The organism is Pseudomonas pisciculturae (assembly GCF_015461805.1).
Taxonomy (GTDB): Bacteria; Pseudomonadota; Gammaproteobacteria; order Pseudomonadales; family Pseudomonadaceae; genus Aquipseudomonas; species Aquipseudomonas pisciculturae.
In genome coordinates this window covers 348354-369796 of the sequence record NZ_JACVZE010000006.1, presented here as the reverse complement: position 1 = coordinate 369796, position 21443 = coordinate 348354, and the positions used below count along the sequence as shown (strand labels likewise).

The window sequence follows — 21443 nt, the reverse complement described above, 5'->3', positions numbered from 1 at the left end:
ACCTCTTGCGCCAGGCGCCAGGGTTAAAGAATCACGGTGCGATGACCGTTCATGAACACGCGGCCATCGCAATGCAGGCGCACCGCATGGGAGAGCGCAATGGATTCGGTGTCGTGCCCTACCAGGACCATGTCTTGTGGACGGAATTTATGATCAATCGCGCGCACTTCCTGAACGATGATCGGACCTTCGTCCAGGTCGCTGGTGACATAGTGGGCGGTGGCGCCAATGATCTTCACCCCACGCTCGTGCGCCTGATGGTAAGGCTTGGCCCCTTTGAAACCTGGCAGGAATGAGTGGTGGATGTTAATGGCACGCCCATTCAGGGCACGGCAGAGGTCATCGGAGAGGATCTGCATGTAGCGTGCGAGCACCAGCATTTCGGCGTCGGTGTCGTTCATCAGTTGGAGAATCTGTTGTTCCTGTGCGGACTTGGTGGCAGGCGTGACCGGCAAATGGTGGTAAGGAATGCCATACCACTCCACCAGCCCACGGCAATCATCGTGATTGGACACCACGCCGACAATGTCCACCTCAAGCGCATTCGAGCGCCACTTGGTCAAGAGCACATTCAGGCAGTGATCGTACTTGGAGACCGCCAGCATGATCTTCGGACGCTGCTCCAGGCTGCGAATGCTGAATTCCATATCCAACTCGGCCGCCAGGCCCGCCATCAGTTCATTGAGCTGATCCAGGCTGACTTTCAACACGTGAGACTTGAACACCATCCGCGCAAAAAACATCTCGGTGTCCGGATCACTGTAGTGACTGGACTCACACACAAACGCCCCATTGTCGTAAAGCAAACCGGTGGTTTTGGCCAGGATGCCCAAGCGATCAGGGCACTTGAAGGTAAAGAGATAGCTGACGGAAGCGCTATGGTTCGTTGCAGTCATGACCGGTTTCCTGATGACGTGAATTCACGTGAATCGTTGCCCGAGCGACCAAAGTCTTGGCGCTCACCCAGGCCTCAATTAATTCACCTGACTTAATTTCAGTCAACGCAAAAGCACGTTTGACGTTCGCAATTCTCATGGAGTACAACGCCTCAGGCGGCTACCGTGGTAAAACACCGACGGCGACTTATCTTTGCCGCGAACGTATCCAGGAGGCACCTTTGGCTCGTACCGTTGCACCGCAGGACATCAAGCTGCGCCTGATCCTGACCGCCCTGCATCTCTTTTCGGAGCAGGGTATTGCGGCTGTTTCACTGCGCACGGTGAATCGCGCCGTTGGCCAGAAGAACACCTCTGCTGCGCACTATCATTTTGGCGATAAGCCGGGTTTGGTCGATGCGGTAATCAGCTTTATCCAAGACTGGTTTACCGCACAACGTGAAGCCCCGCTCAGTACGCTGGAAGCCAGCGCCCGCTTGGCCCCGGTCCTTACGGAAGACGTTTTACGCGTATGGGCAATGCCCTATATCGTGCTGATGAAAACCGAGGAATGGGGCTACGCGGCTATCCGCTTGATTGCCCACCTGCAATTTGAGCAAGAGAGCACGGGGCGCGAAGCTCACAGTCGCGTCGCCACTGATGCCTTGCGCAGGCTCAATACACTGATGGAACAAAGCGTCCCCGAGATTGCACCGGTATTGACACGCCATCGGTTTGCCTTGTGCGTAAACAGCATCGTGCAGAACCTGGCCAATGCCGGCGCACATCTGGACAGCGACCCTGCCGTGAACGCCAAGCAACTCGACGCCTTGCTTGAACTGTACTTGGAGGTCAATTCGGCCGGGCTCAAAGCCCCCACCGCCATCAAGAAAGACAGCGCCATTTATAAAAGATTGGGAGCAATCCCCAGCCTTCTCTAGTACCAGCAAAGCCAATCCCACGAATGACTCTCCCATGTCGAGTCGGCTAGATCGCTGCGCCCTGCTGCCCACCACCCTCCCCCTGCTATCACGCGGCTAACGCTCAAGCCCAGTGCATCCACACCGCCAGATTTGACTGAAACAAACCTGCCCTCGCTGGCTAAGGTGGCCAAAACGCCCTTAGACGCAACGAGATTGGCCCCCATGGACTTCAGCACAACCCGATGGCTGCCGACAGCCACCCCCGGCGTGTTGCAGGCAACCCTGCACCCTCCGTCCGGCCCAGCGTGCACCGCCCTGATGAAGCTGGAACCGGGTACGCGCACCGAACCCCACGCGCATCCCACCCAGTCCGAGGAGATCTTTGTCCTCGATGGTTGCTTTGAGGATGACCACGGCACCTACCAGCCCGGTGACTATTGCATTCGCCCGCGAGGCACACCGCATCGCGCCTGGTCTGCCACAGGCTGCATCGCCATTGTGATTTACCGCTGATCAGAACGGCCTGGCATCCCGGCCAGGCCTAAGGAGTGAGGAATGAACACCAACGCTGATTGCCTGGGCACCCCTGTGGAACGCCTGATCAATGAACATCGACCAGGCTATTCACTCGCACAAGCGTTTTATAAGGACACCACGGTGTTCCAAGCCGAACTGGAGGCCTTGTGGTTCAAACAATGGATTTTCGCCGGCTTGGAATGCGAGCTCGGCGAACCCGGGATGTGGTTCAAGCTGGATCTGGGTGAAGCCTCTGCGATCATTATCCGCAGTCATGATGGGGCTGTGCGCGCCTTTCATAACACCTGTCGCCACCGGGGTTCACGCCTGTGCAGCGCGGACAAGGGCAAGTCCCGCAACCTGACGTGCCCGTACCATCAGTGGACTTATGACAGTCAGGGGAAATTGCTGTTTGCCAAGGAAATGGGCGACGACTTCGACAAGACCGAGCACGGGCTCAACCCGATTCACGTCGAGTCGGTCGGGGGCTATATCTTTATCAACTTTGCGGCTGAGCCGACGCCGTTCGAGGCCTTTAAATTCGGGATAGCGCCTTACCTACAGCCGCATCAGCTATCCAGCGCCAAAGTGGTGTTCGAATCGACCATCATTGAAAACGCCAACTGGAAGTTAGTGGTCGAGAACAATCGCGAGTGCTACCACTGCGCCGGTAGCCACCCAGAACTGCTCAAAACGATTGCCGAAGTGGAAGACACCAGCGATCCAAAATGCAGCCCGGCCTATGTGCAAAAAAGCCAGGCAGACGAACAGCGCTGGGTGGGCCAGAACCTGCCCTATAAGCTGATCAAAGGTGCCGATAGCGGTTGGCAGATTGTGCGGGTACCGATGGCGCGTGGCTTGTCCTTCACCATGGACGGCCAGCCCGCCTCGTCACGACTGATGGGTGAACTGCCGGACTTTGACGTGGGTTCTGTGCGCTTGCTGCACTTTCCAAACACCTGGAACCATGCGCTGGGTGACCATGCCCTGGCGTTTCGCGTGCTGCCGTTAGATGCCCAGCGCACTGCTGTGACCACCAAGTGGATGGTGCACAAGGACGCTGTTGAGGGTGTCGATTACGACTTGGAAAAACTGACCAAGGTGTGGCTCGCGACCAACGACCAGGACCGCACGCTGGCCGAGAACAATCAGTTAGGCATTAACTCTCCCAGCTACCGACCAGGCCCCTACTCGCAATATTTTGAGTATGGCGTACTCGCGTTTATCGATTGGTACCTGGCCGCCCTGCGCGAAGGACTCAATGATGGTCGCTGATCCCAACGCCATTGAGCTGGAGTGCACGGGCGTCACGCCGGAAACGGCGAATGTGCGTACGTTCACGTTCAAGCCCGTCATCCCCGGCACCTTACCCGCGTACCTGGCGGGACAGTTCATCACCCTGCTGTTGGAGATCGATGGTGCGCCAGTGCGCCGCTGCTACACCGTCTCGTCCGCGCCGTTGGACGACACCGCGCAGGAACAACTGGCGATTACGGTAAAGGTCAAAGACGGCGGGCTGGCCTCCAATTGGCTGCATCAGCACCTGGTGCCGGGTACGCGGATCCATGCGCTGCCCCCGGCGGGCAGGTTCCATATCGCTGACACTCGCCCGGAAAAATACGCGTTTTTCGCGGGCGGCGTCGGCATCACGCCGGTGTTATCGATGGCGCGCTGGCTGGTCGCCAGTGGCTGCGCGCTGGACATTGCGTTCATCCAGTGCGCCCGCGAAGCCAGTGAGTGGCTGTTCATCGATGAGTTGCGTGGCTACGCCCACCACCCAGGGTTCACGCTGCATTTGCGATCCAGCAGTGAGCACGGCCGGCTAACGGTCGCGGGGCTGGCAACGCAGGTTCCCGACCTGCACGAACGTCAAGTCCTGTGCTGTGGCCCCGATGGTTTCATGCGCCATGTCCAGGCCCTGGCTCATGCACTGGGCGTTCCGCACGCGCACTATCAGCAGGAAAGCTTCGAGGTCGGCACGCACCCTTTCGGTGAAGTGGACGAGGCGGCACAGCGCGAACATTACACCCTCACCTTTACCGCAGACGGCACGCAAGCCCATTGCCGGGGTGACCAGACCTTACTCGACGCTGCACGTGAAGCCGGTGTCTATGTGCCCTACTCGTGTGAGGCCGGTATATGCGGCACCTGCAAGGTCCGAATATTGCACGGGCAAGTCACCGGTCAAGATGACGGTGGGCTAGAAGATGGCGAGCTGGAGCAAGGTTGGGCACTGGCGTGCTGTTATCGCCCGGTGACCGACCTGGACATTGAGCTGTAGGCCGATAAGCCGTCCCACCCAACAAACAACGACAAGAAGACTTCGACCTCTGGTCACCGACTGCTTAAGAACCGGTCGCGCTAAACCCCGCCCGTGGGGCGGTGCAGCGTCCGGGAACCTTTCAACTATTCCCGTCCCAGCGGAATACATCGGATGTCGACGCATGTTAGCTGCACTTAAAACCCCCGCCATCGAGCACAAGCACACCCTACTGGAAGACACGCAAGCCATCGTGATCGGTACCGCGCTGATCGCACTAGCGTTGAATATGTACGCTAAATGCACGCTGATTACCGGAGGCGCCACCGGGTTGGCCTTGCTCACGCACTACTTCACCGGCTGGACAATCGGGCTGGCGTTGTTCGCTATCAACCTGCCCTTCTACTGGCTGGGTTACAAACGCATGGGCCTGGCCTTCATCATCCGTACCCTGATCGCCATCAGCTCGCTGGCCTTGCTCACCGACCAGTTGCCCCGCTGGGTCTCGTTCAACGAACTGCATCCCTTGTTCGCGGCGCTGATGGGCGGGGGCTTGATCGGCCTGGGGTTCATCATCGTGTTCAGGCATGGTGCAAGCCTGGGCGGGGTGAACATTTTGGTGCTGCACTGGCAAGCCAAATACCGCATCAATGCAGGTAAAACTCAGATGGCGATCGACGTAGCCATCCTCCTGAGTGCCTTACTGATCGCCCCGGTGAGTGCCGTTCTGTACTCATTATTGGGCTGCGTGCTGGTTAACGTGCTGATGATTCTGAACTTCAAACCCTCCCGTTATCTCGGCCACAGCTGAGCGCGGTGAGCCCCGACACCCAAAAAAAACAAGAGGAACGTGCAGTGCAGCGTGAACACATGGAGTTTGATGTCGTGATCGTGGGGGCAGGCCCAGCGGGCCTGGCCACCGCCTGTCGGCTTAAACAGATGGAACCACAATTGGGCAGACCACTGTCTGTCTGCGTGGTGGAAAAAGGCTCGGAGGTAGGCGCACATATTTTGTCCGGCGCCATCTTCGAGCCAAGGGCGCTCGACGAACTGTTCCCCGACTGGAAGTCCACCGGTGCGCCCCTGCACACGCCGGTCAAGCGCGATGAGCTCTACGTACTCAGAGATGCCGCACGTGCGCTAAAGCTGCCTGATGTACTCGTCCCCAAGACCATGCACAACCAGGGAAACTATATTATTTCCCTGGCCAACCTGTGTCGCTGGCTCGCACAGCAGGCTGAAGCATTGGGCGTTGAGATCTATCCCGGTTTCACTGCGCAGGAGGCGATCATTGATGAGGCCGGCATCGTGCGCGGCATCGTCACGGGCGATCTGGGCATTGATCGGAACGGTCAGCCCAAGCCCGGCCAGTACACACCGGGCATGGAGTTAAGAGCCACCCACACGGTGTTCGCCGAAGGGTGTCGTGGCCATCTGGGCAAGCAGCTGCAGCAACACTTTGACCTCGCCCGCAACGCCGACGCCCAGCACTACGGCATCGGCATCAAGGAAGTGTGGGACATTGACCCCAGCCTGCACGAGGCCGGCCTAGTGGTGCACACGGCAGGCTGGCCACTGGACGATAGCAACCCCGGTGGGTCGTTCCTGTATCACTTGGAAGGCCATCAGGTCGTGGTCGGCCTGATCGTCGATCTGTCTTATCGCAACCCCTACCTCTCGCCGTTTCATGAGTTCCAGCGCTACAAACATCACCCCGTTATCGCGCGTTACCTCACGGGTGGTCGTCGGGTCGCCTATGGCGCCCGGGCAATCACGAAAGGCGGGTTGAATGCATTGCCGAAGATGAGTTTTCCCGGGGGGTTGCTGATCGGTTGCGATGCCGGCACCTTGAATTTTTCCAAGATCAAGGGCAGCCATACCGCGATGAAATCGGGCATGCTCGCCGCCGAGTGCATCATCGAGGCGCTGGTGACAGACACGCCAGCCGGTACCGAACTGACTCACTACGCAGACGTATTCCGCCAGAGCTGGGTCTATGACGAGCTGTACAACAGTCGCAGTTTCGGCGCGGCGATTCACAAATACGGCCTGTACCTGGGCAACGCTTACAACTTTGTCGAACAGAACCTGTTCAACGGCAAGCTACCCTTCACCCTGCGTGACACACAGCCCGATCATCTACAACTGCAGCTGGCCAAGGACGCCAAGGTCATCGACTACCCCAAGCCCGACGGCAAGCTGAGTTTCGACAAGCTGTCCTCGGTGTTCCTCTCCAATACCCATCATGAAGAAAACCAACCAGTTCATTTGAAACTGGCGGACCCCCGCATGCCCCTGGATAAAAATCTGCCGTTGTTCGCCGAACCCGCGCAACGCTATTGCCCTGCCGGCGTGTACGAGATCGTCGAGGTGGAAGGCGCATTGCCCAGGTTCCAGATCAACGCGCAGAACTGTGTGCACTGTAAAACCTGCGACATCAAGGACCCGGCACAGAACATCACCTGGACACCGCCTGAAGGTTCAGGTGGCCCTAACTACGCCAACATGTAGGCACGAAAAAAGGACTGCACGAGCAAAGGAGTGGAAACCTCGTGCAGCCTGAAGGAAGAGAGAATCAGTGGCCGCGCTTTTCCACGAAGCGTCTTACGTAGTCGTCGGCCGGGTGGTTCATGATCTCGTTAGGCGTGCCCTCCTGGACCACCCGCCCATCTTTCATGATCGCGATACGCGTGCCGATCTTCAGCGCCTCGTCGAGATCGTGGGTGATGAAAATCAGGGTTTTGTGCATCTCTTTCTGGATATCCAAGAGAATGTCCTGCATCTCGTTGCGAATCAGTGGGTCCAAGGCACTGAAGGCTTCATCCAGCAGCACCACATCGGTTTCAGCCACCAGTGCCCGCGCCAACCCGACACGCTGGCGCATGCCGCCAGAGAGTTCATCCGGGTACTTGTCACCAAACCCCTTGAGCCCCAGCTTGCCGTCGATCCAGTGCAACGCCTTGCGTTCGCTCAGGCGTTTGTCTTCACCGCGGACCATCAAGCCAAAGGCAATGTTTTCCACCACCGTCTTGTGCGGCAGCAGCGCAAAACTCTGGAACACCATGCTGATCTGTTCGCGGCGCACAGTGCGCAGGTCGGTGTCCGACAGTTCAAGGATATTCTTGCCGTGGAGCAGGATCTGCCCCGACGTGGGCTCGATCAGGCGGTTGAAGTGGCGTACCAAGGTGGACTTGCCCGAGCCTGACAGGCCCATGATCACGTAGATTTCGGCCTTATTGATGGTCATAGAGACGTTGTTCACACCCACCGTACAACCACTGCCCTCCATAATCGCCTGCTTGTCATGGCCTGCTTTAGCCAACTCGATGGCCCGGCGTACAGCCGCAGGCTCGTCGCCGAACACCTTGAAAACATCTTTAACTTCCAGAACCGCAGTGCTCATGATCCGTAACCCGACTTGATGCGACGTTCGCGTTTGCTGCGCCCGAAGGACTGACTGATCCGATCGATGACGATCGCCAGGATGACAATGGCCAGACCTGCCTGCATGCCTTTGCCGATATCCAGATTGTTGATGCCGGCTAGCACGTCTTCGCCCAGCCCACGTGCGCCGATCATCGACGCAATGACCACCATGGCCAAGGCCATCATGATCGACTGGTTGATGCCGGCCATGATGCTGTGCCGGGCCAGCGGCAACTGCACGCGGATGAGCAATTGGCTGCGTGTGCAACCGAACGCCTGGCCAGCTTCGATCATGTCCGACGGCACCTGGCGGATGCCCAGGTCAGTGAGCCGAACCAGCGGCGGCAACGCATAAATCACCGTGGCAATAATCGCCGGCACCTTGCCCAAGCCAAACAGCATCAACACGGGGATCATGTACACGAAGGTCGGCAGGGTCTGCATCATGTCGAGCACCGGCGCCAGCAGCACTTTCAGCCAACGGCTACGGGACATCCAGATACCCACCGGCAGACCAATCACAATGGTCAGAAAAGTCGACAGCAGCATGATGGCCAGGGTTTGCAGCAGCTTGTCCCACAAGCCGAAGCACCCGATCAGGTACAGTAGCCCCACCAACGCCAGGGTGGTGATGACCCGCCGCGTGCCCAGCCAGGCCAGCACCGCGACCAGCGCGAGAATGGTCCAGGCGGGTAATGCGCGCAGGCCTTGCTCCAACGGTAACAAGGCCCACGCCAAGACGAAGTCGCTGACCGCTTGGAAATAGCTTCCATAATCCTGTACGACGGCTGTGAAGAAGCGGTTGATCCACTCTTCTACCGACAAGGGTATAAATATACCGCCCATAGTCACTCCAAAAAGCAGCAGGGCCAACGATAAGGTTGGCCCTGGTACTCAGTTAGTTAAGCGAAGCTTGAATTGTTGCGCCGATTTGCTCGGGCACCCAGGCCTTCCACACCGACGGGTTGTCGCGCAGAAACTGTTCAGCCATTTTTTCTGCCGGGATTTTCTTATCGGCCATTTCCGCGATGGCTTCGTTGACGGTGGTGATCGGCAGTTCAACCTTGCTGATCAATGCCACCAGACCGGGGTTCGCCGCGGCAAAATCAATCGCGACTGCCGTGGTCAAATTGGTAGCCGGAGAAGCCGAGCCGCACGGATTGTCTTGCGTGCTGCCGTTGATGGTTTTCCAACAGTCTTCAGTCCAGGTGGGTTCTTCCAGGCGAATGGACTTGTACTTGCCGAGGATGCTGGAAGGTTCAAAGTAACTGAACAACAGCGCTTGTTTACGCTGAAAAGCACCGGCGATAGCCGCATCCAAGGCCGCCCCGGTGCCAGGTCGGAAGTTGTTGTAGGTCGTCGTCAAGCCATAGGCCTTCATACGCTGATTATTATCCTTTTCACAACTCCAGCCCGATGGGCAATTCAAGAAACGGCCCATCTTCGGGTCTTCCGGATCCTTGAACAGGGCCTGGTACTTGGGCAAATCCGCGACGCTTTTCAGGTCGGGGGCCATTGGCTTGATGCCGTTGACGGGGTCGCCCTTGATCACATACTCGGGCACGTAGATACCTTCGATACCACCGCCCTTGACCAGCGACCCAATAAACTGAATTTTTTTATCTTTTGCCGCCTGCTCCATCGTGTCTGTGCGGCCCTGCCAGTACTCGACAAACAGTTGCAGCTTGCCGCCGATCAACGCCCCCATGGTGATGGGATTAGTCCCTGGCACCGTTTCGGTCTGACAGCCATAACCCCGCTCCATCAACTGCCGAATGATCTCGGTTTCAAACTTGCCACTGTCCCAGCCAACTTCGGCGAAGCGCACCATCTTGTTGTTGTCGCACCACGTGTTTCCCGTCGCTGCCATTGCCGTGTTGGCCAGCAAACCTGCGGCCAGGAATACCCCGACACTCACGCCTTTGGTCACTCTTTTCATGATCGCGCCTCTTTTAGAATGGACAATGAATCACGCATGACACATACCGACTTTTCTTGCAGGTTGCGTACTACAGGGCGGCGGTGAGCTGCGGAACCAGCTCGTACAAGTCGCCGACAATGCCGTAGTCGGCGACGCCAAACAGTGGCGCATCCGGGTCGCTGTTGATGGCCACGATGACCTTAGAATCTTTCATCCCCGCCAGGTGCTGTATGGCCCCACTGATGCCCACGGCGATGTACAGATCAGGCGCGACAATCTTGCCGGTCTGCCCTACCTGGGCGTCGTTGGGTGCGTATCCGGCATCCACCGCTGCACGGCTGGCCCCCAGTGCGGCGCCAAGTTTGTCCGCCAACGGCGTGAGTACCTGCTGATAACTTTGGCTGCTGCCCAGTGCGCGGCCACCGCTGACGATGACCTTGGCCGCAATCAGTTCGGGCCGATCACTGCTCAGTGTATTGGCGCCGATAAAGCTCGAAGTGCCAGCTTCAGCGCCGCCGGCCACCCGTAGGATCGGGACAGATTGTCCCCCTTGCGTCGTTGCCTCGAAGGCGGTCGAGCGCACGGTCATGACCACCTTGGCATCGGTCGCCTGTACCGTCGCGATGGCGTTGCCGGCATAAATGGGGCGTTCAAACGTGTCGGCGCCGATGACCTTGAGTACGTCACTGATTTGCGCCACATCCAATAGCGCTGCCACGCAGGGCGCCAGGTTCTTGCCTTGGGCGGTCGCGTTGAAAACCACGTGGGCGTATTCCGCCGCCAGGCTGACGATAAAGGGCACCAGGTTTTCCGCCAGGCCATGCTGCAATGACGCGGCATCGGCCAACAGGACCTGGCTGACGCCATTAAGCGTTGCGGCCTGCTCAGCGGCAGCGCCGCAAGACAAACCGGCAACCAACACATGCACGTCGGCGCTGATCAACCGGGCGGCCGTGATACTGTTGAACGTAGCGGATTTGATCGTGCCGGCATCATGCTCGGCAATAACAAGTACAGACATGGTGGTTCCCCTTCAAATGACCTTGGCTTCGTTTTTCAACTTGTCGATCAACTCGGCAATGCTGGCTACTTTCACCCCGGCCTTGCGCGTTGCCGGCTCGGCGACGCGCAAGGTCTTGATGCGAGGGGCAAGGTCGGCAGCCAGTTCGGCGGCGGCGATCACTTCGATGGGTTTTTTCTTCGCCTTCATAATGCTGGGCAGGCTGGCGTAGCGCGGTTCATTCAAGCGCAAGTCGGTGGTCACCACGGCCGGCAGCACCAAGCGCAGGGTCTGCATACCGCCGTCGATTTCACGGGTGACCCGCACCGCGCCCTCTTCGGTCTCGATGCGGCTGGCAAACGTGGCCTGCCCCCAACCCAATAGCGCCGAGAGCATCTGGCCGGTCTGGTTACAGTCGTCGTCGATCGCTTGTTTGCCCAGGATCACCAGGTCGGGGGCTTCGCGGGCAATCAGGCCTTTAAGGATCTTGGCCACCGCCAGGGGCTGCAATTCAATCTCGCTTTGGGCGAGGACGGCACGGTCAACCCCCAAGGCCAGGGCGGTGCGCAGCACATCCTGGCAAGCGTCGGTGCCGCAGGTCACGGCGATCACCTCCGTCGCAATACCCTGCTCCTTTAGCCGCACCGCTTCTTCGATACCAATCTCATCGAAGGGGTTTAGGCTCATCTTGACGGCGTTCAGGTCAACGCCTGAGCCATCACTTTTCACGCGCACCTTGACGTTGTGATCAATGACGCGCTTTACAGCCACTAGCACTTTCATAGGTTCGATTCCGTATTTCAGGTAGCCGGTCGCGCTGCGCTCTTAACAAAGAGCGCAGACCGTGATGTCCAGACAATCAGGCGTTGAGGGTTGCGCGCATGCGTGCGCCAGAGGGGTCGAAGGTGCAATCGAGGATCAGGCGTGCCGGGCGGCGATCGCCCAACACGTCCACCCCGTACTGAGCGTCGGTGTCGATCTTGTCGGCATCGACGTAGCCCATGGCGATGCTCTTGCCGACGGTGTGACCGAAGCCACCGGACGTGGTGTAGCCAGCCAGTTGGTCACCGAGCCAGATGGGCTCGAAACCGGATGCATCGGCATCCACAGCGTCGACCACCAGCGTAACCAGGCGGCGAGACGGGCCCTTTTCGCGCTCGCGCAGGGCCGCGTCACGCCCAATAAAGCCGGGTTTGTTGAAATCTACGAAGGCGTCCAGCCCGCTTTCGGCAGCGGTATAGTCCGTGGCGTACTCGCGATTCCAGATGCCGTAGCTCTTTTCCAAGCGCAGCGACATCAGGGCCCATACCCCGATTTTAGTCAGGCCAAAGGCTTCACCCGCGGCCAGTAGCGCCTTGTAAACACTCGGCAGGTATTGCGCCTCAACGTAAACCTCAAAGCCCAACTCACCCGACAGGCCAATGCGCGCAATTCGCCCAGGTGCGAAACCCAGATCGACCTCGCGCACCGAGAGTACCCGCTCCATACCGTCCAGCACGTTCGGGCCAAACGCGGCGCGCAACAGTGCAGGGGCTTTGGGACCGGAAATCGCCAGGGCCATCCAGGTTTCGCTGCGGTTTTCGATCAACACACCGGTGCTTGGCAGATGCTGTTCGAACCAACGCTGATGCCATTCCTGCAGGTAACCGGAGCCGGTGACCATGAACCGGTCTTCGGCCAGCCTCAACATGGTCAGGTCGCCCTTGAGCTTGCCGGACTCCAGCAACAACGGCGCCAGGCGTGCTCGGCCGATGTCCGGCAGGCGGTTGGCAAATACCCTGTCCAGCCACTCGGCGGCGTGCGGGCCACTGATCTCGTATTTGGCAAAGCTCGCCGCATCGAACACACCGACATGCTCACGCACTGCCTTGCACTCGGCGGCCACGTGTTCAAAGGCATTGGAGCGACGGAAAGTCGGGATTTCTATCGCCTCAACGCCAGGCGGAGCAAACCAAAGTGGCGTTTCCAGGCCGTAGCCGACACCGAAAATAGCATTGTCTTTTTTCTGATCTTCGTAGATCGGGGTGGTTTTCAGCGGGCGGCCGGCAGGCCATTGCTCGTTGGGCTTGGCCAGGTAAAAGCGGTTGCCGTAAAACTCCTTGGCCTTGGCCGTCACGTAGTTCTGGGTAAGGTTCGGATAGCGGGCAACGTCCATGGCGAACACGTTGTCATGGGGCTCACCTTCGATCATCCACTGGGCCAACGCCAAGCCGATACCGCCGCCCTGGCTGAAACCGGCCATGCAGCCGGCCGCCACCCAATAATTACGCTTGCCGCGCACCGGGCCAATCACTGGGTTGCCGTCCGGCGTAAAGGTGAAGGGGCCGTTGACGATTTTCTTGATACCGGCCTCGCCCACCAGAGGGAAGCGCTCAAAGCCCTTGAGCAAGGCATCTTCCAGGCGCTCCAGGTTGGGCACCAGCAGGTCGCTCTCGCCGTAGCTCCACGGGGTGCCGTCGAGCGCCCATGGCAGGCAGTTTTTCTCGTACACCCCCAGCAGCACGCCATTGTGTTCCTGGCGCATGTAGATTTCGCCGTCGAGGTCGGCGATCACCGGGATTTCTTTGCCGAAGGCTTTGAGCTCAGGAATTTCTTCGGTGATGAGGTAATGGTGTTCCATCGGAATCAGGGGCAGCTTGACTCCAGCCATGGCCCCCACTTCCCGCGCCCATAGGCCTGCCGCATTGACCACGTGTTCGGCATGGATAACGCCCTGATCCGTCACCACATCCCAGGTGCCATCAGGGCGCTGGTTGAGCGCGTCAACCTTGGTCTGCTGGTGAATCTCAGCACCATTTTTGCGCGCCGCACGGGCATACGCCTGGGTGCAGCCATAGGGATCAAGGTGGCCCTCATCCTTGAACCACAAGCCGCCGAGAACATCGGTCACATCCACCAAGGGACAGGCCGCCGCGATTTCGGAGGGCGTGATCAGTTGGGAGTCGATGCCCATGAACTTGTGACGGGTGTACTCGGTGCGCAGGAACTCCCAGCGCTCCGGGGTGGCGGCAAGGCTGATGCCGCCCGGAATGTGGATGCCGACATCCTGGTCACCCACTTCCTGGATTTCTTTATAAAGTTCGATGGTGTAACTCTGCAGGCGAGCCATGTTCATGTCGCCGTTGAGCGTATGAAAGCCCGCCGCGGCGTGCCAGGTCGACCCTGCTGTCAGCACCTTGCGCTCCAACAGCATGACGTCACGCCAGCCAAATTTGGTCAGGTGGTAAAGGACGGAGCAACCGATGACACCACCACCAATCACCACGACTTGAGTTTTCGTTTTCATCTCAGACTTCCTTCAAAGAACCCATAAAGCACTTCACCAGGGGCGCTTTTAGTTTCACACCACCCGCCTTGCATGGATCGAATTTAAGAGCCTGTAGTTGATTTGACTAAGTCATATCTGCGCGCATGCCAGCAATGCCGGGAACAAAGCCTTGAATCGGTGGAGAGTGCGCCAAGTCGATGCTTAGCGCCCCGTTTTGGATCGCTGCTGGCACGCCTCAAAACGTAACGATAGGTGCACCTACCCCAGTCATCGCCCGGCCAGGCGTTACCATAAGTGGCGCGCAGTCAGGGTGACAGTTTGGGCGTTCCTGGCTCGACCTAGATAAATCACATGATTTAAATGCGTCGGGGCTGTAGGACGATTCCGGCATAAGCTTTGCTAGTAATTAAGCTCACCGCTTTAATAGGAGCATCCCCCCATGAACGTTGAACAATTGAAGGCCTACTCGACTGCTCCAGCGGGGCACGACCGGATCTTTAACCCTCAGCGGATGATGGACATGCTCGATTATCGGCTGTACCTGGTCTACCGAGATTGCGGGCATGTCACCGAGACACTGTGCAAAAAGGAATTTGGCATCAATCGTCGGCGCTGGCGCATCATTGCTTCTCTGACCGAGTCAGAGGGTTCAACGGTGAGTCAGTTGGCCCAGCATGCCGAACTCGACATGGCCCAAACCTCCCGTACCATCGGCACCCTGATGCGTGAAGGTTATCTGCGCCGGCTGTCCAACCCGGACAACGCACGGTTTGCCAAGGTCGTCCTGACCGATAAAGGCCGGGACCTCTATACGCGCTTGTTTGAGCGGTATTGTGATGCCAATCAAAAGCTATTGGGGGTGTTGTCCAACGATGAAATGATGCAGTTGGATCGGCTGATCAATAAGTTACGCATCAATGCACTGACGCTCAATAACGCCATGTGATTCAAGCAAAAAAAACCCACGCCATGCGTGGGTTTTTTTACCTTAGAAGTAATACCCAAAATTCGCCAGCACCTGGTTCTCCCATTGATTGGAGCCCCCTGCCGCAAGACTTTGCGTGTAACTACTCCCCCCCACATACGGGTCGTTCTTGCCGAAGATCCACTCACCGGCGATAAACACATGCTCGCCGAGCATAAACGATGCACCCGCAATATAACGCTGAGTATCTTCGTAACCGTTACCGGACTTCAGGAACGTACTGTAGTTGCCATAAAGCTTAATGGCACTGACCCAATCACCCAGGTATTTGCCAGCGATATCGTAATTCAGGTCCGCCATCAACAATGTGCCACGGCTGGCAATGTTGTAGCTACTGTCATAGCCACCCAGCGTCACCACATCGTCGTTACCGGGATTGCGCGGCGACATTTGTTGGCGTGCGGCCAGCAAGCCGGTGGTCCATGCGCCCTTGGTGCCGGTCATGTGCAACGCCAACGCGTTTCTGCGGCCGTTGTCGTCCGTGTCACGGTTCTGCAGCTGCGACGTCAGCGCCGACACCCCCAGCTCGGTTTTCCAACCGTCCAGGTCGACGGTTTTCGCCACTCGCAGCGCAATCATATTGCGCTCCTGGTTATTCGACCCGTCCTCGACATAACTGTCGGCATCGGCCGGCACGTTGGAATAGCTGACCCCACCTTTACTGGTGCCCTTGCCCTGCCAGGCCGGGCGTATGTAGTAGCCCGCCTGTAGGTCCCAATCGCCGAGCTTCTGTTTGTATTTAGCGCCCACCTCGTACAGGTCTTCCAGGCCAAGGGTGTAGCCCAGCGTCTCAGTCACTGTGTTGCTGAAGTACGGCAGGATGCCGAAGGGCACCTGGTTCAACCCCACTTGGACCTGTCGATTCTCATCAAACTTGTAGCCGACCCAGGCGTATTCGGCGAAGGAGATATCACCAAATCGCTGGGTGTATTGATAGGGGTAGGCTTTACCGTAGAAACGGTATCTGGCGGAGGCAATCCAAGTATCTGAATTGTAATTAATGTAGGGCCGAAAGGTGTCGAAGTTTAGTTTTTGAATATCACGATCGGGGTCGTAATCGATCCGCGCGCGTAGCGCCGCGCCAACTTGCAGGTTATCAGTGACCTGCAGCGCGAAGACGGGGAAAGCGCTGCCGATCAGGCACACGCCTACCCCAAAACGCAACAAAGGACGTTTCATGGGTTTGCTCCTAGGTTATTTTATTGGCAGCTAAAATCCGCACTGAGACAGCGCAAATAATCCAGCTTATTGTTATTTTCAAAAACCAGAGACTGAGCAAGTCCCGCTGTTTCACCGCTGTATAAACAGCAGTGAATGTGGCTGGACCGGTATGCTCATAACAAACCCTACGCGCTTTTATATATTTGACTTAATCAAACCTAATGCACCTCGTCCTCACTCGGCATCCGGCTGCCTTTCCGGCGCAGCCTGGATAAACGCCTCGAGTGTGCGGCAGTGCGCGGCAATACGTTGGATCCTCGGCCATTGCCCAAGGTCGCACCCAAAACGCTCCGCGCTGAATACCTGCGGCATCAGACACACATCTGCAAGTGTCGGCTGGTGCCCGTGGCAAAAATCCCCTTCGGGCGATTCAGTCACCAACAACACCTCCAGCGCCGTCAGCCCTTCTTCGATCCAACGCTTGCACCAGGCGTTGATAGCCGCCTCGTCCAGACCCAGGGTTTCGCGCAAATAACTGAGCACACGCAGGTTGTTCAGTGGATGGATATCACACGCTATGGCCAATGCCAGATTGCGCACCCTCGCACGCCCCAAAGCATCTGCCGGAAGCAGCGGTACGTCTGGAAACGCCTCGTCCAAATACTCGATGATCGCCAGGGATTGACGCACCACGCCTTGGTCCACTGCCAGGCTGGGCACCAGGGCTTGTGGATTGATCGCAAGATAATCTGCAGTGCGGGTCTGGCCTTTGCGTAGGTGCACGAAGTGGTGCTCGGCGCTCAGCCCTTTCAGGTTCAAGGCAATACGGACGCGATAGGCCGCAGACGAACGGAAGTAGTCATACAAAATCATCGGATGCTCCATGGTGTTAAACAAGGGTTCAAGACTGAGGGTTCAACGCACCGCGGGGTTGACGGGTGCGCCCCAATAGCGTCACCGCCACGGCGGCCACTAGCGCCGGCAGCGCGGCAATCATCACAATCGAGTGCCCTTCCCAACCAACCGCAAGCAGCATCCCGCCTGCGACAGGGCCGAGGATCGATCCAATGCGCCCCACGCCCAACGCCCAGCCAATGCCGGTGGAGCGAAACGCCGTTGGATACAAATCGGCAACCACCGCGTTGACGCCCAACTGAGCGCCGACGATGCCAAACCCAGCAAAAAACACCGCGGCCAGCAACAGCGTTACCGGCAGGCTTTGTATCGCTGACAGCGCCACAAACACAGCCGCCCCGGTGTACGCCACCGCCAGCACTTTGAAGGGATTAAAGCGGTCGACTGCACGCGCAATGATCACGCTGCCGATCACTCCACCCCCGTTCAGCAACGCGGTGCCCAAAATGGCGGTCTTGAGCGGTAGACCAGCTTCTTTGAGCAGGGACGGCAACCAGTTCACCAGGAAGTACATCACCAACAGGTTCATGAAAAACGTTACCCAGATCAGCAACGTCATGCGCCAGCGGCCTGCCTTGAACAAATGCGCGACCGCAAAACCGGTATGCCGGGTTTCCGGCAGATAAAAGCGTGCCTCTGCCGCAAAGGCACCACCCGGTACCAAGCGGCGGACGATGCCACGCACGCTGTCAGTCTGATTGCCCTTGGCTGCCAGGAATCGAATCGACTCCGGCAACCACAGCAGCAACACCGGCCACGCCAGCAGGGGCAGCACACCGCCAAGGAAGAATACCGAGCGCCAACCCCAGATCGGGATCATTTGGGCACTGACGAAACCGCCGAGCATGGAGCCCAACGGGAAACCGGCGAACATAACCGTGACCATGGTCGCCCGTAGGCGTTTGGGCGAGTATTCCGAAGTCAGGGCGATCAGGTTGGGCATTGCACCGCCCAGTCCGATCCCGGTGAGAAATCGCAGGAGCAGCAGCTCATCCAGCGAGCGGACGGTCACCGTCAGTAACGCAAACACCGCAAACAGCACGGTGGATAGCACAATCACTTTGCGCCGGCCTACACGGTCGGCCATGGGCCCAAAGATCACGGCCCCCACCGTCAGCCCCAGCAGCCCCGCACCGAACACCGGGCCAAAACTGGCAGGAGCCAGGCCCCACTCCGCCGCAATCGCCGGCGCCACATAGGCGATGGATTGGGTATCAAAGCCGTCCAGCATCGCGACGATGCCACACAGCACGATTACCAAAATCTGGAAACGGCTGAGGGGGTTGATATCGATCAGGTGACTGACATCTAGTGCAGTGGAATGACTCATGGCAGGACCTTTATTGTTGTTTTAGTAGGCAAGGCTCAAACGAGGTTCAGCAAGATCCGCTCACCCTCGATCCGCACCGGATAGACCCGGATATTTTCGGTGAGCGGCGCACACAGCGCCTCGCCGCTCTTCACGCAAAAGCGCCCCTGGTGCAGCGGGCATTCAATTTGGCCATCTTCAAGGAAGCCATCGCTAAGGCGCGCGTTACCGTGGGTGCACAGATTGTCAGTGGCAAACACTTCGCCTTCGACCTTGTACAGCGCCACATCACGGCCGTTGGCCACCAGCCCGATCACATCGTCCTCGGGGACATCTGCCAAAGCCGCCACGTTGATCCATTCTTCATTCATGGCACACCTCAGATCGGGTAGATAATCGAGTTGGGGATCATCTCGCTGTCAAACACGCACAGCCTGGATTCCAAACGCAGGCCATCGGGTGTCCTGACCACGCTGTCCAGGTAGCGTCCCACATTGAAGACACTGCTGGGCTCGTCCGGCTTGGTACGAAACACCGCATAGTTGGTCTCGACCTGAATACGCGTGCCGTCGTCGCCGAGGATGCGCGGCAGGCTGACCACATGGCGTTGGTAGTACGGATCATGGAACAGGGTTTCGCGGATGCCGTAGATGCGGTCCTTGAGCATGCCTTTACTTTCAAAGCTGAGGGTCGCCAGCGGCCAGCCCTGTTCGTGGTTTTCGCGCGGCTGGAGCTTATACACGCACTGTTCGGTAAAAAACTCCGGCCAGCGGTCCCAGTCAGCTGCATCCAGCGCAGCGCTGTAGTCGGCCTGCAAGGCAACCAGGGCAAAAAACGTCTCTTGGTCAGTCTTCATCTCAGAGCCCCATCACCTTGCGCCAATAGTTGTACATGCCGCGGATCAGCGTTTCGGTGACCATATGATCGGCGTGCTCGCAGTCGCGTCCGCCCAGCTCCACCAGGGTGCGGTGCGCGGGTTTCTGGTTGAAGCCTTCCTGGGAAAACTCGATGACTTCACCGTCATCCGCCGAAACAAAGCCCGCCGGGCCGAACAAGTTGGCCTGACGCAGACGGCGCTGGGTCATTTCCTCGCTGTCGTCTTCAAAGCCGAAATGGGTCCAGACAAAATCGAACGAGTGCGGGCCATTGGGCTGTATATGCCGGGTCGACAGCGAGTTGACCTGCTGCTGGATGATCACACTGGGGAACAGCGTCATCAGCACAGCGGTCGGGCCCTTCCACCAGGGTTCGTATTCCACGTCAAGAAAACGCATGTCGTTCAGCGTCATGCTTTCCTTGAAGCTGCTGACCCCGCTGGTGACATCACTTTTACCGCCCTCGCCCCGGGTGGAGATCATCGCGGCGTGGCGGAACTGTTCATCCATGATCAACTTCGATTTATTGTCGGCGCGCCACAGGCCGAAGGTCACAAACCAGGTGTGCAGCAGCCCCGGGTGATACGGGTCTTTGATGTTTTCCTGCATCAGTTTCCAGTTGCCTGGAATGCGTTGGCGGTTGTAGCCCAGCAGCTTCAATTTGCGGCCGTCGAAGGTACGGTCGAAATAGGCGGCGATGTCCGGGCCCAGGTAGTCCTCCAACGGCTCGATATCGTGATCGAACGAGGCGAACACCACGCCGTTGCGCACCGCCACCTTCAACCGGGTAAGGCCATGCTCCTCGGGTTTGAAGTCAGCGGGCATGCCGCCATTGACCTTGCCGTCCTGCTTGACGCCACGCCGGAACGGCACGCCTTGCAGCTTGCCGGTCAGGTCGTAGTTCCATTGGTGATACGGGCAGGTGAAGTCCTTGCGATTGCCGGACTTCTCGCGACAGAACTTGACGCCACGATGGGCACAGACGTTTTCCACCACATTGACGCTGCCATCGTTGGCCCGCACCAGAATCACTGAGCGCTCGCCCACCACCGTGCGTTTGAAGTCGCCCGGGGTGGGGATTTCAGCCTCCAGCCCAACGTAGGACCAGTGTTTGCCATAGAAAATACGTTCCAGCTCACGTTGGTAGACGTCGTCACGGGTATAGGCCCAGAACGGAATCCGGCTGGAGCCGTCCTCCTGCCACGCAGGCATCTGCGCTTGAGCATTGGCGGGGTTACCGTAGATGAGGTTCATCCCAGTCTCCTTCTTATGGTTATAGGGGCGATCCTTCACAGGATCGCCGGGGATGTCAGGCCACGCTGACTTCGATGTGGCCGATGCCGTCAATCGACACGCGCATCAGGTCGCCGGGCACCACGGCACCGACGCCTTCGGGGGTGCCGGTCATGATCAGATCACCCTCGGTCAACTCGTCAAATGTCGACAGGTGGGCAATGCACTCCGCCACCGACCAGATGAGTTTGCTGATATCGGAGTTTTGCTTGGTCACGCCATTGACCTGCAACTGGATAGTCGCGTGCTCAAGAAAACCGACCTGGCTGACCGAATAGATCGGGCCAATCGGCGCCGACAGCGCGAATGACTTGCCGAACTCCCACGGCCGCCCCTGTTCACGCGCCTGCAATTGAATGTCGCGGCGGGTCATATCCAGCCCGACCGCATAGCCATACACATGCTCTAGGGCACGCGCCAACGGGATATCGCGCCCGCCCTTGCCAATCGCCACCACCAGTTCGGCTTCGTAGTGAAAGTTGCTGGTTTGCGGCGGGTACGGAATCGTCGCGCTGGGGTTGCTCACCACCAGCGCGGCGGCAGGCTTCATAAAGAAAAACGGCGGCTCGCGATCTGGATCGCGGCCCATCTCACGGGCGTGGGCGGCATAGTTGCGGCCAACACAGAAGATCCGGTGCACGGCAAACTGCTGTTTGCTGTTGGTAATGGGCAGGCTGCGCACGGCGGCCGGGGCAAATACATAAGCACTCATCAGC

21 protein-coding genes are annotated in these 21443 nt (G+C 58.3%); 7 read left to right on the top strand and 14 right to left on the bottom strand.

The genetic code is table 11. The features are described 5' to 3' along the window. Nucleotides 1-23: 23 nt before the first annotated feature. Nucleotides 24-896 carry a formyltetrahydrofolate deformylase gene (gene purU / locus ICY20_RS18850; protein ID WP_194938317.1) on the bottom strand — a complete coding sequence of 291 codons (873 nt, stop codon included), beginning with the start codon at nucleotides 894-896 and terminating at the stop codon, nucleotides 24-26. A gap of 56 nt (nucleotides 897-952) precedes the next feature. Between purU and ICY20_RS18845 the strand changes: the two genes are divergently transcribed. The 6 genes from ICY20_RS18845 to ICY20_RS18820 all read left to right on the top strand — a co-directional run bounded on the left by ICY20_RS18845 (nucleotide 953) and on the right by ICY20_RS18820 (nucleotide 7085). Next, entirely contained in the window at nucleotides 953-1816 is an 864-nt protein-coding gene (locus tag ICY20_RS18845; protein ID WP_194938316.1) for a TetR/AcrR family transcriptional regulator, read from the top strand. A 204-nt stretch (nucleotides 1817-2020) separates the two neighbouring features. After that, nucleotides 2021-2311 (top strand): cupin domain-containing protein, encoded by a 291-nt coding sequence (locus tag ICY20_RS18840; protein ID WP_159956984.1) that lies wholly within the window; start codon nucleotides 2021-2023, stop codon nucleotides 2309-2311. A gap of 42 nt (nucleotides 2312-2353) precedes the next feature. Next, on the top strand, nucleotides 2354-3589 hold the full coding sequence (locus tag ICY20_RS18835; protein ID WP_194938315.1) for an aromatic ring-hydroxylating oxygenase subunit alpha: 1236 nt from the start codon (nucleotides 2354-2356) through the stop codon (nucleotides 3587-3589). Further along, on the top strand, nucleotides 3579-4595 hold the full coding sequence (locus ICY20_RS18830) for a hybrid-cluster NAD(P)-dependent oxidoreductase (protein WP_194938314.1): 1017 nt from the start codon (nucleotides 3579-3581) through the stop codon (nucleotides 4593-4595). Before ICY20_RS18835 ends, ICY20_RS18830 begins: the two co-directional genes overlap by 11 nt. 163 nt (nucleotides 4596-4758) lie before the next feature. Continuing rightward, nucleotides 4759-5385 carry a YitT family protein gene (locus ICY20_RS18825; RefSeq protein ID WP_194938313.1) on the top strand — a complete coding sequence of 209 codons (627 nt, stop codon included), beginning with the start codon at nucleotides 4759-4761 and terminating at the stop codon, nucleotides 5383-5385. A gap of 44 nt (nucleotides 5386-5429) precedes the next feature. Then, the gene (locus ICY20_RS18820) at nucleotides 5430-7085 is read left to right on the top strand and encodes an electron transfer flavoprotein-ubiquinone oxidoreductase (protein WP_194938312.1); all 1656 of its coding nucleotides are present in this window, start codon (nucleotides 5430-5432) and stop codon (nucleotides 7083-7085) included. A gap of 64 nt (nucleotides 7086-7149) precedes the next feature. Here ICY20_RS18820 and ICY20_RS18815 read toward each other — a convergent pair whose 3' ends face one another. The 6 genes from ICY20_RS18815 to ICY20_RS18790 all read right to left on the bottom strand — a co-directional run bounded on the left by ICY20_RS18815 (nucleotide 7150) and on the right by ICY20_RS18790 (nucleotide 14207). Further along, the gene (locus tag ICY20_RS18815; RefSeq protein WP_159956994.1) at nucleotides 7150-7977 is read right to left on the bottom strand and encodes a quaternary amine ABC transporter ATP-binding protein; all 828 of its coding nucleotides are present in this window, start codon (nucleotides 7975-7977) and stop codon (nucleotides 7150-7152) included. Further along, a complete protein-coding gene (locus ICY20_RS18810) occupies nucleotides 7974-8846 on the bottom strand; it encodes an ABC transporter permease (protein ID WP_194938311.1) in 873 nt (290 codons plus the stop codon). The genes ICY20_RS18815 and ICY20_RS18810 overlap by 4 nt, the downstream gene beginning before the upstream one ends. A gap of 52 nt (nucleotides 8847-8898) precedes the next feature. Next, nucleotides 8899-9930 carry a glycine betaine ABC transporter substrate-binding protein gene (locus ICY20_RS18805; protein WP_194938310.1) on the bottom strand — a complete coding sequence of 344 codons (1032 nt, stop codon included), beginning with the start codon at nucleotides 9928-9930 and terminating at the stop codon, nucleotides 8899-8901. Between the two features lie 79 nt (nucleotides 9931-10009). Next, nucleotides 10010-10942 (bottom strand): electron transfer flavoprotein subunit alpha/FixB family protein, encoded by a 933-nt coding sequence (locus ICY20_RS18800; RefSeq protein ID WP_159957000.1) that lies wholly within the window; start codon nucleotides 10940-10942, stop codon nucleotides 10010-10012. A gap of 12 nt (nucleotides 10943-10954) precedes the next feature. Next, nucleotides 10955-11704, bottom strand: coding sequence for an electron transfer flavoprotein subunit beta/FixA family protein (locus ICY20_RS18795; protein ID WP_194938309.1), 750 nt, complete (start codon nucleotides 11702-11704; stop codon nucleotides 10955-10957). Between the two features lie 76 nt (nucleotides 11705-11780). Beyond that, nucleotides 11781-14207, bottom strand: a complete 2427-nt coding sequence (locus tag ICY20_RS18790; protein WP_194938308.1) for a GcvT family protein — start codon at nucleotides 14205-14207, stop codon at nucleotides 11781-11783. A gap of 421 nt (nucleotides 14208-14628) precedes the next feature. On the opposite strand from ICY20_RS18790, the gene ICY20_RS18785 reads away from it, so the two are divergent. Further along, nucleotides 14629-15135, top strand: a complete 507-nt coding sequence (locus tag ICY20_RS18785; protein ID WP_159957006.1) for a MarR family winged helix-turn-helix transcriptional regulator — start codon at nucleotides 14629-14631, stop codon at nucleotides 15133-15135. Between the two features lie 42 nt (nucleotides 15136-15177). On the opposite strand, the gene ICY20_RS18780 is transcribed toward ICY20_RS18785, so the two are convergent. The 7 genes from ICY20_RS18780 to ICY20_RS18750 all read right to left on the bottom strand — a co-directional run bounded on the left by ICY20_RS18780 (nucleotide 15178) and on the right by ICY20_RS18750 (nucleotide 21439). Beyond that, nucleotides 15178-16353, bottom strand: a complete 1176-nt coding sequence (locus ICY20_RS18780) for a porin (RefSeq protein ID WP_194938307.1) — start codon at nucleotides 16351-16353, stop codon at nucleotides 15178-15180. 216 nt (nucleotides 16354-16569) lie between these two features. Further along, nucleotides 16570-17220 carry a maleylacetoacetate isomerase gene (gene maiA / locus ICY20_RS18775; protein WP_228758482.1) on the bottom strand — a complete coding sequence of 217 codons (651 nt, stop codon included), beginning with the start codon at nucleotides 17218-17220 and terminating at the stop codon, nucleotides 16570-16572. A gap of 16 nt (nucleotides 17221-17236) precedes the next feature. Continuing rightward, the gene (locus ICY20_RS18770; protein WP_194938305.1) at nucleotides 17237-18580 is read right to left on the bottom strand and encodes an MFS transporter; all 1344 of its coding nucleotides are present in this window, start codon (nucleotides 18578-18580) and stop codon (nucleotides 17237-17239) included. 35 nt (nucleotides 18581-18615) lie between these two features. Then, nucleotides 18616-18930, bottom strand: a complete 315-nt coding sequence (locus tag ICY20_RS18765) for a non-heme iron oxygenase ferredoxin subunit (protein ID WP_194938304.1) — start codon at nucleotides 18928-18930, stop codon at nucleotides 18616-18618. Between the two features lie 8 nt (nucleotides 18931-18938). After that, a complete protein-coding gene (locus ICY20_RS18760; RefSeq protein WP_159957016.1) occupies nucleotides 18939-19415 on the bottom strand; it encodes an aromatic-ring-hydroxylating dioxygenase subunit beta in 477 nt (158 codons plus the stop codon). Nucleotide 19416: 1 nt separating this feature from the next. Then, nucleotides 19417-20688: an aromatic ring-hydroxylating dioxygenase subunit alpha gene (locus ICY20_RS18755; protein ID WP_194938303.1), complete on the bottom strand. Its 1272-nt coding sequence runs from the start codon at nucleotides 20686-20688 to the stop codon at nucleotides 19417-19419. A gap of 55 nt (nucleotides 20689-20743) precedes the next feature. Next, entirely contained in the window at nucleotides 20744-21439 is a 696-nt protein-coding gene (locus ICY20_RS18750) for a fumarylacetoacetate hydrolase family protein (RefSeq protein WP_194938302.1), read from the bottom strand. Nucleotides 21440-21443 lie beyond the last annotated feature (4 nt).

What these genes read in the sequence shown, in the direction of transcription:
- ICY20_RS18790 (WP_194938308.1), bottom strand. Translation starts at nt 14,207, where the DNA reads ATGAAAACGAAAACTCAAGTCGTGGTGATTGGTGGTGGTGTCATCGGT.
- ICY20_RS18810 (WP_194938311.1), bottom strand. Translation starts at nt 8,846, where the DNA reads ATGGGCGGTATATTTATACCCTTGTCGGTAGAAGAGTGGATCAACCGC.
- ICY20_RS18750 (WP_194938302.1), bottom strand. Translation starts at nt 21,439, where the DNA reads ATGAGTGCTTATGTATTTGCCCCGGCCGCCGTGCGCAGCCTGCCCATT.
- ICY20_RS18755 (WP_194938303.1), bottom strand. Translation starts at nt 20,688, where the DNA reads ATGAACCTCATCTACGGTAACCCCGCCAATGCTCAAGCGCAGATGCCT.
- ICY20_RS18770 (WP_194938305.1), bottom strand. Translation starts at nt 18,580, where the DNA reads ATGAGTCATTCCACTGCACTAGATGTCAGTCACCTGATCGATATCAAC.
- ICY20_RS18825 (WP_194938313.1), top strand. Translation starts at nt 4,759, where the DNA reads ATGTTAGCTGCACTTAAAACCCCCGCCATCGAGCACAAGCACACCCTA.
- ICY20_RS18795 (WP_194938309.1), bottom strand. Translation starts at nt 11,704, where the DNA reads ATGAAAGTGCTAGTGGCTGTAAAGCGCGTCATTGATCACAACGTCAAG.
- ICY20_RS18840 (WP_159956984.1), top strand. Translation starts at nt 2,021, where the DNA reads ATGGACTTCAGCACAACCCGATGGCTGCCGACAGCCACCCCCGGCGTG.
- purU (WP_194938317.1), bottom strand. Translation starts at nt 896, where the DNA reads ATGACTGCAACGAACCATAGCGCTTCCGTCAGCTATCTCTTTACCTTC.
- ICY20_RS18800 (WP_159957000.1), bottom strand. Translation starts at nt 10,942, where the DNA reads ATGTCTGTACTTGTTATTGCCGAGCATGATGCCGGCACGATCAAATCC.
- ICY20_RS18835 (WP_194938315.1), top strand. Translation starts at nt 2,354, where the DNA reads ATGAACACCAACGCTGATTGCCTGGGCACCCCTGTGGAACGCCTGATC.
- ICY20_RS18785 (WP_159957006.1), top strand. Translation starts at nt 14,629, where the DNA reads ATGAACGTTGAACAATTGAAGGCCTACTCGACTGCTCCAGCGGGGCAC.
- maiA (WP_228758482.1), bottom strand. Translation starts at nt 17,220, where the DNA reads ATGGAGCATCCGATGATTTTGTATGACTACTTCCGTTCGTCTGCGGCC.
- ICY20_RS18780 (WP_194938307.1), bottom strand. Translation starts at nt 16,353, where the DNA reads ATGAAACGTCCTTTGTTGCGTTTTGGGGTAGGCGTGTGCCTGATCGGC.
- ICY20_RS18815 (WP_159956994.1), bottom strand. Translation starts at nt 7,977, where the DNA reads ATGAGCACTGCGGTTCTGGAAGTTAAAGATGTTTTCAAGGTGTTCGGC.
- ICY20_RS18760 (WP_159957016.1), bottom strand. Translation starts at nt 19,415, where the DNA reads ATGAAGACTGACCAAGAGACGTTTTTTGCCCTGGTTGCCTTGCAGGCC.
- ICY20_RS18830 (WP_194938314.1), top strand. Translation starts at nt 3,579, where the DNA reads ATGGTCGCTGATCCCAACGCCATTGAGCTGGAGTGCACGGGCGTCACG.
- ICY20_RS18765 (WP_194938304.1), bottom strand. Translation starts at nt 18,930, where the DNA reads ATGAATGAAGAATGGATCAACGTGGCGGCTTTGGCAGATGTCCCCGAG.